General features: G+C 56.8%; 7 protein-coding genes and 2 pseudogenes. 3 read left to right on the top strand and 6 right to left on the bottom strand.

The genetic code is table 11. From position 1 onward, the window contains the following. Window positions 1-64 precede the first annotated feature (64 nt). Window positions 65-721 (bottom strand): GntR family transcriptional regulator, encoded by a 657-nt coding sequence (locus PYH37_RS29730; RefSeq protein ID WP_280736374.1) that lies wholly within the window; start codon window positions 719-721, stop codon window positions 65-67. A 390-nt stretch (window positions 722-1,111) separates the two neighbouring features. Here PYH37_RS29730 and PYH37_RS29725 point away from each other — a divergent pair, with 390 nt between their 5' ends. Continuing rightward, window positions 1,112-3,439, top strand: a complete 2,328-nt coding sequence (locus tag PYH37_RS29725; RefSeq protein WP_342394762.1) for a PAS domain S-box protein — start codon at window positions 1,112-1,114, stop codon at window positions 3,437-3,439. Between the two features lie 51 nt (window positions 3,440-3,490). On the opposite strand, the gene PYH37_RS29720 is transcribed toward PYH37_RS29725, so the two are convergent. The 4 genes from PYH37_RS29720 to PYH37_RS29705 all read right to left on the bottom strand — a co-directional run bounded on the left by PYH37_RS29720 (window position 3,491) and on the right by PYH37_RS29705 (window position 9,271). Beyond that, window positions 3,491-4,681, bottom strand: coding sequence for an EAL domain-containing response regulator (locus PYH37_RS29720; protein ID WP_280736376.1), 1,191 nt, complete (start codon window positions 4,679-4,681; stop codon window positions 3,491-3,493). 11 nt (window positions 4,682-4,692) lie between these two features. Further along, window positions 4,693-5,427: a response regulator transcription factor gene (locus PYH37_RS29715; protein ID WP_280736378.1), complete on the bottom strand. Its 735-nt coding sequence runs from the start codon at window positions 5,425-5,427 to the stop codon at window positions 4,693-4,695. A 965-nt stretch (window positions 5,428-6,392) separates the two neighbouring features. Then, window positions 6,393-6,608: a hypothetical protein gene (locus tag PYH37_RS29710; protein ID WP_280736380.1), complete on the bottom strand. Its 216-nt coding sequence runs from the start codon at window positions 6,606-6,608 to the stop codon at window positions 6,393-6,395. A gap of 932 nt (window positions 6,609-7,540) precedes the next feature. Next, window positions 7,541-9,271: a two-component system VirA-like sensor kinase gene (locus PYH37_RS29705; protein ID WP_280736381.1), complete on the bottom strand. Its 1,731-nt coding sequence runs from the start codon at window positions 9,269-9,271 to the stop codon at window positions 7,541-7,543. Between the two features lie 386 nt (window positions 9,272-9,657). Here PYH37_RS29705 and PYH37_RS29700 point away from each other — a divergent pair. Then, window positions 9,658-10,232: pseudogene (locus PYH37_RS29700) on the top strand (IS701 family transposase); the annotation flags it as partial. A 268-nt stretch (window positions 10,233-10,500) separates the two neighbouring features. Here PYH37_RS29700 and PYH37_RS29695 read toward each other — a convergent pair. Next, on the bottom strand, window positions 10,501-11,397 hold the full coding sequence (locus PYH37_RS29695; RefSeq protein WP_280736382.1) for a hypothetical protein: 897 nt from the start codon (window positions 11,395-11,397) through the stop codon (window positions 10,501-10,503). 443 nt (window positions 11,398-11,840) lie between these two features. On the opposite strand from PYH37_RS29695, the pseudogene PYH37_RS29690 reads away from it, so the two are divergent. Then, window positions 11,841-12,928: pseudogene (locus tag PYH37_RS29690) on the top strand (transposase). Window positions 12,929-13,498: the final 570 nt, after the last annotated feature.

Raw genomic sequence — 13,498 nt, 5'->3', positions numbered from 1 at the left:
GCGCTACGGCCAGCTTCGTCTCGGAGCCGGAAAAAGGCTGCAAAGCAATCGCTGAGCGCAACGATCAGCCGACGATGGCGAAGGCGCCGCCGGATGCGTTTTTCGCCGGCTTTTGTCCGATCCTCTGGACGTGGCGCTCCAGCACCGCCGCTGCGTTCTCTGTCCTGCCCTGGCGAAGGAAAGCCAGAATCGCCCGGTGGTCATGATCAGGCCTGACCTCCCAGTCCGACCGCCAGGTCGCAAACAGGAAGCGAGCGCTGACCGCATGCAGATCGTCGATGGCCGCGAGCAGGCGCGGCATGCCGCAAGGCGTCAGAAGCAACCGATGGAAGCGACGATTCGCCTCCTCCCAGGAGCGCACATCGCGCGCATTGTCGGCTTCCACGGTCGCCGCCTCCGCCTGATCGAGGATCGACGGCGTCAGATGCGGCGCCGCATGGCGCAGCGCCAGCACTTCAAGGGCTGCCCGCATCTCGGCAACCTCGCGAACCTCGTCCAGGCTGAACGTGGCGACTCGCACGCCGCGACGCGGCTCGCTCACGGCGAGGCCCTGCGCCTCCAGCCTACGGAAAGCCTCGCGCACCGGCACATGGCTTGTTCCGAATTCCTCGGCGATGTGATCCTGCCGGAGCTTTGTGCCGGGCTCCAGCTCACCCGTCACGATCCGTGCCGCGAGAATGCGGCAGATGCGGTTGGCAATCGTGCCTTCGTTCGTCGTCATTTTTTATAGATAATTTGCGCAAGGCTCGGTGTCGAGCCCGACGATCGTGCGCGGTGTCCTTAGCAAACCTTTGAGATCGGAGTGGAGCCACGAGTCAGACTCCGGTACGGTGATCAAACAAAGTTCTATCGGCGGCAGCGCCTCATAGGCTTTTGACGATTCCATCAATGAGGCGACCAGGCAGGAAGCATTTCGATCCTTTCGACCTGGCTCGCCGGCAAGGCGCCTTAGGTCCTCACGCAAGTCGATGACTGCGGCCCTTGGCTCTTCGTAAGTTTCGCTCCTCTGTCATCGACCCTTTCGATGCGGGACCAGCGGAAAAAAGACCGAATTCGCCGAAAATAGCGCCTTATCAAGAAGCCCTGAGCCAAGCTATCGTCTTGGTCTTCGATGATCGCGATGGTACAACCCCCGATTATGACCCATGATAGTCGCAGCGCCCCGCTACAAAGTGAATCACACTACGTACAGCTATTCGATTCTCACCCACAACCAATGTGGGTGTACGACACCGAAACGCTCCGTTTCCTCATGGTAAACAACGCTGCCGTTGCCCACTACGGCTACTCTCGGGAGGATTTCCTTAAGATGACCATCAGGGACATTCGTCCCCGCGAAGACCTGCCAGACTTGTTGGAAAGTGTGGCCAAGGGCTGCCTTGGCGTCGAGCAGCCAAGCGTCTTCCGGCATTGTCTCAAGGACGGCGGGATCATCTTCGTAGAGATATCGTCCCATGCCTTCGACTTCGAAGGTCGAAGTGCAAGGCTGATTATGGCCCTAGATGTAACCCAGCGCCTGGCTGCTGAACAGAAGATTCGTGAAAGCGAGGAGTTGTTTCGGGCAGTCTCAAACGTAACTGCTGACGTGATTTGGGATTGGAACATTGTTACGGACACCATGTGGTGGAGCGAGGGCCTCAAGGTAGTATTTGGCCACTCTCCTGAAGAAAGTCGTCGCAATTTTGAGTTTTGGAAGACACATGTTCACCCGGACGATCTAGAGCGTGTGTTGCGTTCCACTCAGTCGGCGCTCGATTCGAGGGAACAAACATGGGAGGATCAATACAGATTCTTTCGTGACGATGGCTCGATCGCGTATGTCGAGGATTCTGGATACATCATCTACGACCGCCAGGGAAAGCCGGTTCGATGTGTCGGTGGCATGACTGACGTTACGGCACGCAAGGAAGCGGAAGATAAGCTTGCCCATCAGGCGGCGCTTCTCGACATGGCCCGGGATGCGATTGTCGTTCATGGTATCGACCATAGGATTCTGTTTTGGAATAAGGGGGCAGAGCGAATCTACGGGTGGACGGCGGAAGAAGCACTCGGCCGATCGGTTGGACCGCTGCTTTATGGCGATGACTTCAATTCCCTCGCTTACGCCGCCGCTGTCGTGGATACTGGGGAATGGACTGGCGAGATCGCGCAACGGCGCAGGGATGGGAGCTGCATTACAGTAGAGGCCCGCTGTTCCCTAATGCGGGACAGTACTGCTAGTCCACATTCCATTCTCTCGATTAACTCGGACATAACGAGACGGCTTGCGATAGAGGAGCAACTGAGGCAAGCCCAAAAGCTTGAGGCAGTAGGACGGCTGACGGGGGGCATCGCGCATGACTTCAATAATCTTCTAACGGTCATCTTGGGCAACGCGGAGGTCCTCGCCGAACGGCTGAGCGAGGACAAGAGCCTTCGCCACCTTGCAGAGATGACATCAGCGGCCGCTCAACGAGGTGCTGATCTCGTTCACCGCCTGCTCGCCTTCGCCCGCCGGCAGGCTCTCAAGCCGCAAGTGGTCGATCTTAATTCGCTGCTGAAGGATATGGACGGTCTGCTGCGGCGGGCGCTTTCCGCGGAAATAGAAATCGAATTCATCCAATCAGCCGACCTCTGGAATGCCCTTGTCGATCCCTCCGGACTCGAGACTGCGATCCTGAACCTTTGCCTCAATGCGCGCGATGCGATGCCTCGCGGCGGGCAACTGACGATCGAAACCGGAAATCTCTCTCTCAATCAAGATTATGCACATTGTGGCGCAGAGATTGCTCCCGGCCAATACGTAGTAGTGACCATCTCTGACACGGGGATTGGGATGCAACCCCAAATCCTCGCGCGCGCCTTCGAGCCGTTCTTTACAACCAAGGAAACTGGGAAGGGCAGCGGCCTCGGACTCAGCATGGTCTTTGGTTTTGCCAAGCAGTCGAATGGACACGTCAAGATCTACTCGGAGCCCGGCCGGGGAACGACAGTCAAGATTTATCTTCCAAGAGCTGTTCGGGGCGAGGAGGAGACGAGATCGAGGCCGGAAAAGGCCGTCGTGCCTCAAGGCACGGAGAAAATTCTTCTGGTGGAGGACAATGGGCTGGTCTTGAGCTATGTAGCCGCGCAGCTCGAAAATTTTGGCTACCGGATCATTGCCGCCGGGAACGGTCAAGAGGCTTCGGACATTCTGAGAGAGGTCTCTGACATCGACCTTCTGTTCACCGACGTAATCATGCCAGGTGGTCTGAATGGAGGTCAATTGGCGGAGGAAGCTCGTCGGATTCGACCGGAGATACCCATTTTATTTACTTCCGGATACACAGAGGACGTCATAACTCATCAAGGTGGGCTCGATCCTGGGCTCCACTTACTCAAAAAGCCTTATCGACCAAGGGAACTGGCTGCCAAGATTCGCCTAATACTTGATGGCAAGAGAGGACAGGAGAGTTTATGAACGCAGTTCGGACTTGCGCTCACCAATATCATCGGGAGCAGGTGGTACAGCTCAGGACTTGAGTGAATACTTTGGTCCTGTAACGGGCTTCAATGGGGCTCGAACGTATGCCGCAAATTCCTTCAGAGGCAATGCGGGTGCAAAGAGATAACCTTGCGCTATGTCACAGCCGATGTCGGCAAGAAGGGCGGCATCCTCCTGCGTCTCGACGCCTTCCGCAACTGCGAGTGCGTCAAAGCCGTGAGCCAACTGGATGGTCGCGACGCAGATATTTTTCAAAGAGCGGTCGCCTGAGCATCCATCTACGACAGATCGATCCAATTTTAGTTCAGAGAAGGGTGTGTGCCGCAGCCGTTCAAAGGTGGCGTAACCGCAGCCAAAATCATCGATTGAAATCTTGAAGCCATGCAAGACAGCGCGTGTCGCAAACGCTTGGCAAACGGAGCTATCACCGCCAAGATCGCTTTCGGTGATCTCCAGGACCAGGTCTACGGGCCTAACCGCACCGTCACTAATCCTCTTGAGTTGAAAAATCAACGCCGGCTGCTTCATGTTTCGGGTGGAAACGTTTATCGAGAATCGGAGCGGGACACCATCAAGTAAATCGAGTGCTGCGGCTTTTGCCGCGGCCTTCGCCGCCCTGATGGCGAGTTCATGAAGATCGTTGTCGTCAGCCGAGGGCAAGAACTGGCCGGGAAAGAGCAGACCTGCGGTCGGGTGTCTGATTCGAGCCAAGCACTCTGCCCCCTTTATGAGCCCGGTCTTGAGCTCAACCTTCGGCTGAAACCAGAATTCGATCCAATCCTTCTGAAGCCCCTCCCGCAAGAGCCCGTCGGGAACTCGTTTCAACACGCGCGCCAGATTCGCCGCTGGGCCACTCCTCGCCTCGTCTAGAACACCTCTCAAATCTTGTAGCCGGAACGGCTTTTTTAGTGGTGCCTTTGCGTCCAAGCCCGCGCGGAGGGCTACGTCCCTCGCGTGACGAAGCACGATATCAGGATGACCGCTCACTATGACGAGAGCCCCCAAAAACCCGATATCCCGGAGCACATGAAAAACATCAATTCCGTCGGCATCGCCGAGAGATAAGTCGACAAACACAATGTCGGGGCTCTCCCGCTTCACAGTGTCGAGCACGTCGCTGGCATTTGCAACCGCGCGCGCCTCGACTCCCAGGTGCTGCAGTTGGCATGCCAGAAGCTCGCAGATCTCCTCATCGTCATCAACAATCACCGCTTTCACTTCGAACCTCCTCACTTGAGTGTCGGCGTGTTTGGGGCACGATTGCTCTCCACTGAAGTAAGTAGACGATATCCGACACCACGGACCGTCTGCAGATACTCCACGCTCTTCGAATCCAACTCCCCGACCTTTCTTCTCAGTCTGGAGATGTACACATCCACCGTCTTGTCGCCAGGGTCATATTCCCTGAAGCAGGCGTGCTTCGAAAGCTGCGATTTGCTACAGGCCCGTCCGCGGTTTCTGTTGAGTTCTGACAGCAGCCGTGCTTCAAGATCGGTAAGGGGCAACGTTTTGCCGCCGCACATTAAGGCTCTCCTGGCCAGATCGCAGTTAACGCTTCCAATCGCCAACTCGCCCGGAGGAACATCGAAGCGCATGCTGCCTGATTTTACCACAACGCGCGTAAGGCGCGCCTGAAGTTCACGAACCGAAAACGGCTTCATCACATAGTCGTCGGCGCCCGCATCCAAGGCGGTTGCCCGACTCTCCGGGCTTCCTGTCCCCGAAATCAAGATCAGAGGGATGTCCGAGTGCCTCCTGACTGTGCGGAGTATCTCCAGGCCGTTCCCGTCCGGTAAATTTACGTCAACGATCGCACCGTCGAAGAAGTCAATTTCAGCACTATGGATCGTCCGCAGGCATTGCTTGTAGCTTGAAAGCAAACGAATATTGTCTCCCGGCACCGGCCAGCAGTGGATGATCGTCTTTGCCACCAGATCGTCGTCTTCGATTAATAGGATATCCAATGCGTCAGGCTCCCAGTTAGGCCAAACCTGATAAAGCCCACACTCCCGGAAATGGTCCCTCACGTAAGGAAAGCTGGCAGCCGCGCTATTGGCGCCGCAACATCGGCTAAAGGTGAGGCGGAAGCGTATCAATTGGTCTCGAGGACCCTCTTCAGATCATGGATAGTCGCGAGTGGAAACTGGACACGCGAAAGAATGTTAACAAGTCGCGAAGGTTGCTCTTTGATGAACTCCACCTCAATTTCGTTCTTTGAACGGTGAAATACGGTCGCTCCGATAAAGTAGTCGTAGTTTCCAAGCACTATGTAAAAGTGATCCGGAACCACAGAATAGTTTGTTCTTATTCGGGCACCGATTTCAGATATCTCGACAACGGCAGCCTTGACCACCGTCAGGTTCCGTAAAGCCCGGGCCGGATAGACTAGGCGCACCATGAAATGGCAGCTTCTCTTTAGCCGCAGTCGTGTTCTGGCTTCGGCGGCCACTCGGGATAGGTAGGTCGAGTGAAGGCGGTTCCGAGGAGCGGCAACAACCATGAGCAGTAACCCGTTTTGGAGACAGTCGCTCTTCTCAGACGCCGTTGCGAGAGAGAAGAGCTGGCCCGGTAGTGTCATGCCGGCGGTTAACTCGGGGCTTCGCAAATGTTAAAAAGGGTAAAAAGAAGTGAATTGGAGCTTACGCTGAGCGACGCGCTGGGTTTCCCGGCAAAAAATCCGCGTCAATCAGAGCCGATGTGGAGTGCGCCGCTCGAGGTGGACAGATCGGGATGAGGAATTGACCGGTCCCCGGGGTTTTCGGAAAGAGAGACCCGGCGGCTTTCGTAAACGTCAAGTCGTGCTCTTTCGCTACAGGCTTCGCGGGCCGATCCAGCATCGCTGGCGCAAACATCGGAACGTCCTCGGCGACGGGCAAAGCATCGAGCGGTTTCCGAGCGAGCCGACGCCAGGTGAACAACTGCTGAGAGGTCAATCCATGACGCCGCCCACCGCGCAGACCGTGACGCCCGGCTCATAGCTTTCCGCAACAATCTGCGCCTTCCGCTCGTCGCTCAACTCGCGCCGTCGGCCGCTGCCCGTGAAAACCTCGAACCGGCGCACCGGCTCCTCATCTTTGGACTTAGGCGTAAGCTGTGAAATCGACATATGTCCAAGCCCTCGTTCGAGCTCAACATCGTCAATCACACCACGATCCGGAAGGTGCGGTCAAAAGTGAATGCGAGCAACGGCCCACCTTTCCTTTGCTGACCCGGCTGACCGCTCAACCATCGGCAAAGGCCTGCGCGCACCAGGCGGTATTCTTGGCGGTAACCGTGGTTGGCGACCGAATGCCTCAAGAGGGGCTCGCCGTCGGACGTCGCCCACGTTGTGAACCGGCATGCAAAAGTTCAGTGCCGATTGACACGCCCCGCGCCAGTTCGAGGGCTCGGCAGAACATGGGAAAGCCTGCCGACTGCTCCGGATCTATCACCCGCTTTGAGGTCTCCGCAGCAGTCCCGGCCAGAGCACCCGCCTCTCGTGTGCTGGCGCAGAATAATGACCTGCGCCGGGAACTCTTTTCAAAATACGGCTGTATCGTGTTATCGCAGCCGATACTATTGCCTCGAGTTCATCATCGACGGCCGCCATAGGTCGGAGACTGGAACACTCCATGCGAACTGCTATCGATCTAACATCAATTGGATCCGCTGGATTAACCGTTGTTCCACCACTCTCGCGGTTCGGAGAATGCATAGCCAAAGCATGCCCGACCCCACTCCCCGTCTCTTCCGATTGGACCATAATTGCCAACGTCTTTGCGGGGGAGCTTCCTGCGACCAATTTGGAGGCGAGCATGTGAGCGTCGGTGCCAGAAGGGAAACGATGACTTCCAGCCCTCGAATTTGGGTCACATACATGGTGTTCTCGTCCACCCAGGTCACCGACTGCTTGCCTTCGGGCAGGACGAAGCCCTCCTTTACAAATTCACCCTTGGCAACGTCGAATTCGCGCACCACATCTGCATCCTTACCGCATCGGACAGGCTGATCAGGCATACAGGACCGTCGTCACCGCTTGCTGGACGATCTTATCCTCTAGCGCAGCGATGCCGAGCGGTCTCAGTTTGCCATTCAATTTCAGGTCCTGATCATCGTACGAATTGCATGCGCCAGGACCCTAGATGACACTGGTTTAGGCACTGCAAGGGTGGAAGCCCGGTCACCAGCCGCAAGTGGCATATTAAGGTTAGTTCCTCCCACGATGATAACGGGCACTGTCTTGAGGGGGGCGCGCACTTCGTCAGCGTGTTGTCGCCCGGGAAGTGACGAATGGTCCGCCACAATAAGATCGGCGGCTTTGCCCCTCAAGATCCAGTCGCAAAGACGTTCGAACGTCCTGAAGCCGACTGGCTCGTAGCCCAACGCGGCAATCTTGTCCTCAAACGCCGCCAGCGTCGTTGGATCTGGCTCCACTACTGCGACGATCTCTCCATTACCAAACGGTGTATTGCAAGGTCCAAAAAAGCGGTCAATACTGACCGGCTCCTTCGGGGATCGCGGTAAGTAGATGTTGAAGTGCGTACCTCGCCCAACCCTTGAGACAACGTCAATGTATCCTGCAAGTGCGCCCACATGGCCGTGCACCGCAGCGAGGCCCAGTCCGGTTCCGCCGGAACGAGAGCGCGTGGTGAAAAACGGCTCAAAAATATGTGGTAGCACCGATTCAGCAATGCCTTCGCCGTCATCGCATACGGAGAGGAGGACATAGTCTCCGGCCGGTAAAGTGCAACGAGCAAGTGTCTTCGATTGTGAGACCACAGTGTGAGAGACCCTGACCTCAATGCGGCCTTCATTCGAGAAAGCCTCCGAGGCATTCTTGCAGAGGTTTATCAAGATCTGCTGTATTTCCAATGGGCTCCCTTCGACTACCTTCTGTCTTTCGTCAATTTTGAAGTTCAGCTCTACGTCCGCAGGACACGCAACGCGCAGCAACGGAGCTAAATCCATAACCACCTCGGAGAGGTTGAAGGGCTTGGCTATGCGCGCCCGATTTCGGCTTAAAGCGAGGGTCTGGTCAATGATCAGCCTCGCTCGGTAGCCTGCCAAGATAATTTGGCCGATGTAACCTCGAGTCCTCGAGGGGCGATGCAGAAGACTGTGGGCCATCTCGGCATAGCCGATGATTGCACCTAAGATGTTGTTGAATTCATGAGCGATGCCACCTGCAAGTGTGCCGGCAGTCTTTAGGCGCTCCGCATGTTCCAACTGCCTCTCCAGAAGATTACGCTCCGTCTCCTTACGTCGAAGATCGAGGTAATTGCAGACGCGATCAGTAGCGCTCTCAAGAAATTGGAGCTCACTGGAACAGGGCCGTGGACGATCCCGCTCATAGACAAGGCAACAAACCGCGACTAGCTCCTCGGAAGCCTTCAAGGCGAGCATGTGACAAAGACCAGAAATCCCCTCACCAACGGAGCGAACTTTTCGCGCGGAAACGATGTCAAAGACTGGCTTCCTCTCCTCTCCCTTGGCACGAGAGGCGATTTCAAGCAGCCGAACATTCTTCCAGATAGGCCCAGGAGTGGTTGCGGCGAAACACTCAGCTTCCCCCCCGGTGCGAACGTCCAAGAGTGCCAGCGCGCACTGATCAGCATTGAAAAAGCGCTGAAGAACTCGAAGTGCTGCTTGGGTCGAGGAGGTTAGCGACGCCTTACTTGCTTCACCACCTCTAAAGCAAGTCCCAATCTCCTTCATCGCCGCTTCAAACTCCAAGTGCCTTGCCAACCGATTGGTCTGCAGACGCAACCTTGAAATTAGAGCAACTAGAGAAACACAAAGGAATATCGAAAGCGCGACCAGGAAAATCATGCCGTCCACTCGCTCAGATTTGACAAGGCGTGGCCTTCCAAAGTCGCGCTTTGAGCATTGGTCAGTGGCCCGTCTGAAAGGCCAGAGAGGCGGGGTGCACTTTCAACATAGTCGAACTCCGAAGGTATATTGCCCTACGAGGCTACTACTATCGAAGCCTGGTGTGCCAAACCGATAAAGCGTTACATTTGCAATCTGGGCTTCTCTAACTCCAGAGCACGTTTTTGAAATCGGAATTGTTTTTGCGACATCGCCGGAGCTTAGGAACCGCGGCGATTCAGGGTGCCCGGCATAATCATTCCGATCTCGATGATGTCATCCTGCGGAACGCAAGAGCTACCTGCACCGGCAAGCCCCAAGCTGCCGCTTCACCTGCGACCAGCGAGCAGGAGCGAGTGGCAGCATCTGCGAACCTTTTCCTGGACGACTCGCTCGATGACCAACGGCGTAAGACAGGTTGGATGCCCGCTGAGGTGCCGGTGACCCCGGCCCGTGGCGGCAACAAGCCATTCTGGGTCGCGGGCGTTGGGACGCGGATGGACTTCGCGACATCGTGAGAGAGTGGACACCGCGCCACCGATTCGGTCTGGTCATTGATGAGACGGGCTTCCTCAAGCAGGGTAAACATCGTGCGCGTCGCACGTCAATATACAGGTTCGGCAGGTAAGATAACGAACTGCCAAATCGGTGCGTTCGCCGCCTATGTGTCCGTTCGCGGTCATACCTTTATCGATCGGGCCATGTACTTGCCCAAGAGTTGGACGATCCGGCAAGGCTGGCAGCAATTCATGTTCCTGAGGCTACAGCCTTCGCTACCAAGCCGGGCTTGGCTGTGATACGGCGTGCGCTGGCAGCCGATGTGCCGTTTTCATGGGTGGCCGCAGATGCGGTGTATGGCGTCGGGGACGTCGAAAGAGCCCTGCGGCGACCCTGCAAAGGCTACGTTGCTGGGGTCAAGTCAGGATGCCGACCATCAGGATTTGGATCCGCTCGTCTATCCAGGAAGTCCGGCGCATCGCCTTCAGGCTCGCCGAGCGTCGCATAAACCCCCGCCTACGTCATCGCATGGTCATGCTGGAGGCGCGCCATCAGGCGGCCGCTCGACGAGCTCATCTGAGAACTAAAATGCAACTGTAATGCTAGAGAGCTTCCTGGAAGCGCCCATCGGGTGTTCGGGCGCTCCGTGGTGTCCAAGCTTGGCTACCTGCGGCTGCAAGCTCCCGATGAACTCATCGCCCCGAGCTTGAACGTTCCCTGCTTCTACCGCAACTAATGAATTCCGCACGCGCGCGATCAAAGGTTTCAGTGATGGATTTCGCGACGTCGTGCATCGCCTTCGCTTGCTCCAATGAACCGACTCCTGCTGGGAGCCCTTGGACCTGAGCTTCAATTGCGTCGATGCTCCTGTCCACTGACCTCTGCGGCTGTACAGCCTGCCTGCGGGACCACTCCTGCTGATCTTGCATCAACTGGTTATAAAGCGGGACCAACTCCGGAGTATGATTAAACATGGCGGCAAGTTGCGCCTTGTCGCCTGCGTTCAAATGGTCATGTCCCCTTATAAGGGCCCTGGCTCCGTTGTCGCGAACTACTGGGTCATCGTCCGCGAAAGAAGCCAGCGCTCGATCAATAATGCGCCTTCTATCATGATCATGATAAAAGTCCCCCAGGTTGGTGGATAGTACGGCGGCCGCGGCGGCTTTATGCCATTTGTCATCGTTGGAGATGACGTGGTCGACTATTGCCGTTTGCGCATTGGCCTCGTAAAATTTTAGTAGTGGCTGGATCGCGGGAATTTGCCTGCATGCGAAATTAAAGTTGGCCTCGGGAGTACCGTCCGGCAATTCGGGCAGCGCCTTCTCAGACAAAGTCGCAAATGAAGTGCCGAGCCGATTGAGCCGCGCTTCAAACTGCGCTGCGTTGCCTCTCGCGAACTCGCCTTGCACCGCATGGCTCGTTATTCTAAAATGGGCAAGGTTGATTGCCGCTTCGCGCGGGTTATCGGGGGTTAGACCTTTCGCCACTTCTGAAAGTGCGTCTGTCGGCAGGTCAGTTAGTCGTGTGACGCCAGCGGCGGCGCGGGATGAACTTTCAGCTGTACGTACCCGTCTACTATCGCGATCCATGATAGGACTCCGAAGTTATTTCGTTACTTTATGAGCGTACCATCGAAGCCTGGTCTGCCAAACCGATGTAGCGTTACATTTGTAATCTGAAGAGGCTTCTTCCAACTCCAGAGCGTCGACCATGCGACGTCGATCTCGGGCATGTCGCCTGGTGGTGCGTGCAGTTGAGAGTTCCGGGCGGCTCGGCTGGGGGGCATGCCCAACAACGCCAAGGCTGCGCAACGCTCTACATTCCTATAACCCTTGCCGCAATCGGCGTTGCGCGAAGGTGCATGAGGTGTGAACAGCGGTCAGTGCTCTGGCAGAGTGTGGCTGCAGTCGAAACACTCCCTCAACAGGAGATGGCGTTGGAGAAGGTATCAGTTGAACCTAAGGCGCCGGCCGCTGTCCGTGTCGATCTTGGCGTAATTTTCGTTTCGTTGAAACTGAGTAAATAGACCTCGCTGGCGACGTCGCTCGCTCCGGGAAGCGACAAGATGTCCCCCGCCCTTCGATCGCGGGCGGTGATATTCGGCCTCACCGTCTTCACTGATTTGCGGATGAGGGCACAAGCACGACTGGGGAAGCTCTATCCTCTTGTGGTCGTCGAGGAAGCGGGGCTTGACGGGTTCTGGATCCGCGGATTCTGCATCGTGAAGGCTGGATCGAGAGTCACGTTGTCGATGCCGCGTCGTTTGCGGTGTCGCGCCGACACCGACGGGCAAAGACCGATCGAATTGATGGCGAGGCGCTGATCCGCACGTTGATGGCATACAGAGCCACGGGTTTGCTCTATGGTGAGGGCGCCAACGCCCGAAGAAGAGGATCACCGCCGGATTTGCCGAGAGCGTGAAGCGCTGGTCGCCGAGCGGGTTCTGCACGTCAACTCGATCAGGACAGCTCTTGAGCCAAGTCATTCAAGGCTACGAACCCATGCATCACGATCGCCGCAAGCGCGTAGAAGAGCTTCAGACGGGAGGTGGCCGCATTCTCTCCAGCTTCCCAGGGCGCAGATTTGCCGCGAACTTGCCCGTCTCGAGTTGCCGCTCGAACAGATCATGGCTGTGGAAGTTGAGCGAGATGCCTTGGTGGCCTCGGCGGCGACAGAGAACCCTCGCGCCCTTGGCCCTACTGGCGGGCATTAAGGCAGGTCGCCGCCTATGCGGGGCTCGTTCCCGTCGCCATGGCAGGGCGGTACATTTGATCGTGAGCAGGCCGTATAAAGCGTGCAATCCGCGGCTGCGAATGACACACGGTCCAGCTTGCTTGGCTATGGCTGCGTCACCAATGAAGCCCGACAAACAAGGTGAGACGTGATCTCATCCAAATTGTCGCTCTACACACCGAGCCAGATTCGATGCTGACCCGCTGGTTTCATGAACGGGTCGCACGTAATAGCGGGCGGCTCAAGAAGGCAGGGATCGTGACGCTCGCCCGCAAACTCCTCGTCGCGCTCTGGAAGTATGTTACGGCAGGCATAGTCATCGAAGGCGCGGTCAGAAGGCTGCCGGAGGCTATCCGCATCCAAATTCTACCAATCCTCGGGACCTGATCAGTGCTGTCGGATCGGGGTGAACGGACCGACTGGCACATTAGCTTCAACAGCCCCGAAGAATGGTCCCGTTCTCCTGAGCCGTTGCCCGTCGGAAGCGAGATAGTGGTGCAGCCGTTCCAATAGGCGACCGGATGTGAGTTTATACAGGTTCGGAAACGAGTCGGTATCCTTATCGGGCTCAGCCGCCATGGGTCCAGGTAAACAGGAAAGGGGAATGTCACCTCGATACTGTCTTGACCGCCAGGGACAGGCGAGCCGTCACCGGCTTGCAGCCAGGCAGACAGATCTTCTGTAGGTCGGCTATTCCCACGTCGTCATTCTCTTCCCTTAGCAGGTGGCTAGAACGGCGGATTGTCAATCGCCCAGTGCCGCTGGTTTGCTTGCTGGGCAAGCTTCTTCAAGCCTGCGGGTTCTGTGACGCTACCAGGATATGTTCCCCGCCGTATCGGGCGAGCCACTGGCGGACTGAACTCGAGGGTCAATGCCGTTTGCGATGATGACGGCCGGCTATCATCATGCTGCTCTTTGAAGACCAGATCGCCGACCGCATGGGCGGTAGGGTCTGCT

This window comes from Sinorhizobium numidicum (assembly GCF_029892045.1).
Lineage (GTDB): Bacteria > Pseudomonadota > Alphaproteobacteria > Rhizobiales > Rhizobiaceae > Sinorhizobium > Sinorhizobium numidicum.
Note: the sequence above shows the minus strand (reverse complement) of the source record. Positions and strands in the feature narration are given on the sequence as shown.

Excerpts from the sequence above, each read along its gene's own strand:
- PYH37_RS29730 (WP_280736374.1), bottom strand. The coding sequence starts at position 721 with ATGACGACGAACGAAGGCACGATTGCCAACCGCATCTGCCGCATTCTC.
- PYH37_RS29705 (WP_280736381.1), bottom strand. The coding sequence starts at position 9,271 with ATGATTTTCCTGGTCGCGCTTTCGATATTCCTTTGTGTTTCTCTAGTT.
- PYH37_RS29725 (WP_342394762.1), top strand. The coding sequence starts at position 1,112 with ATGATCGCGATGGTACAACCCCCGATTATGACCCATGATAGTCGCAGC.
- PYH37_RS29695 (WP_280736382.1), bottom strand. The coding sequence starts at position 11,397 with ATGGATCGCGATAGTAGACGGGTACGTACAGCTGAAAGTTCATCCCGC.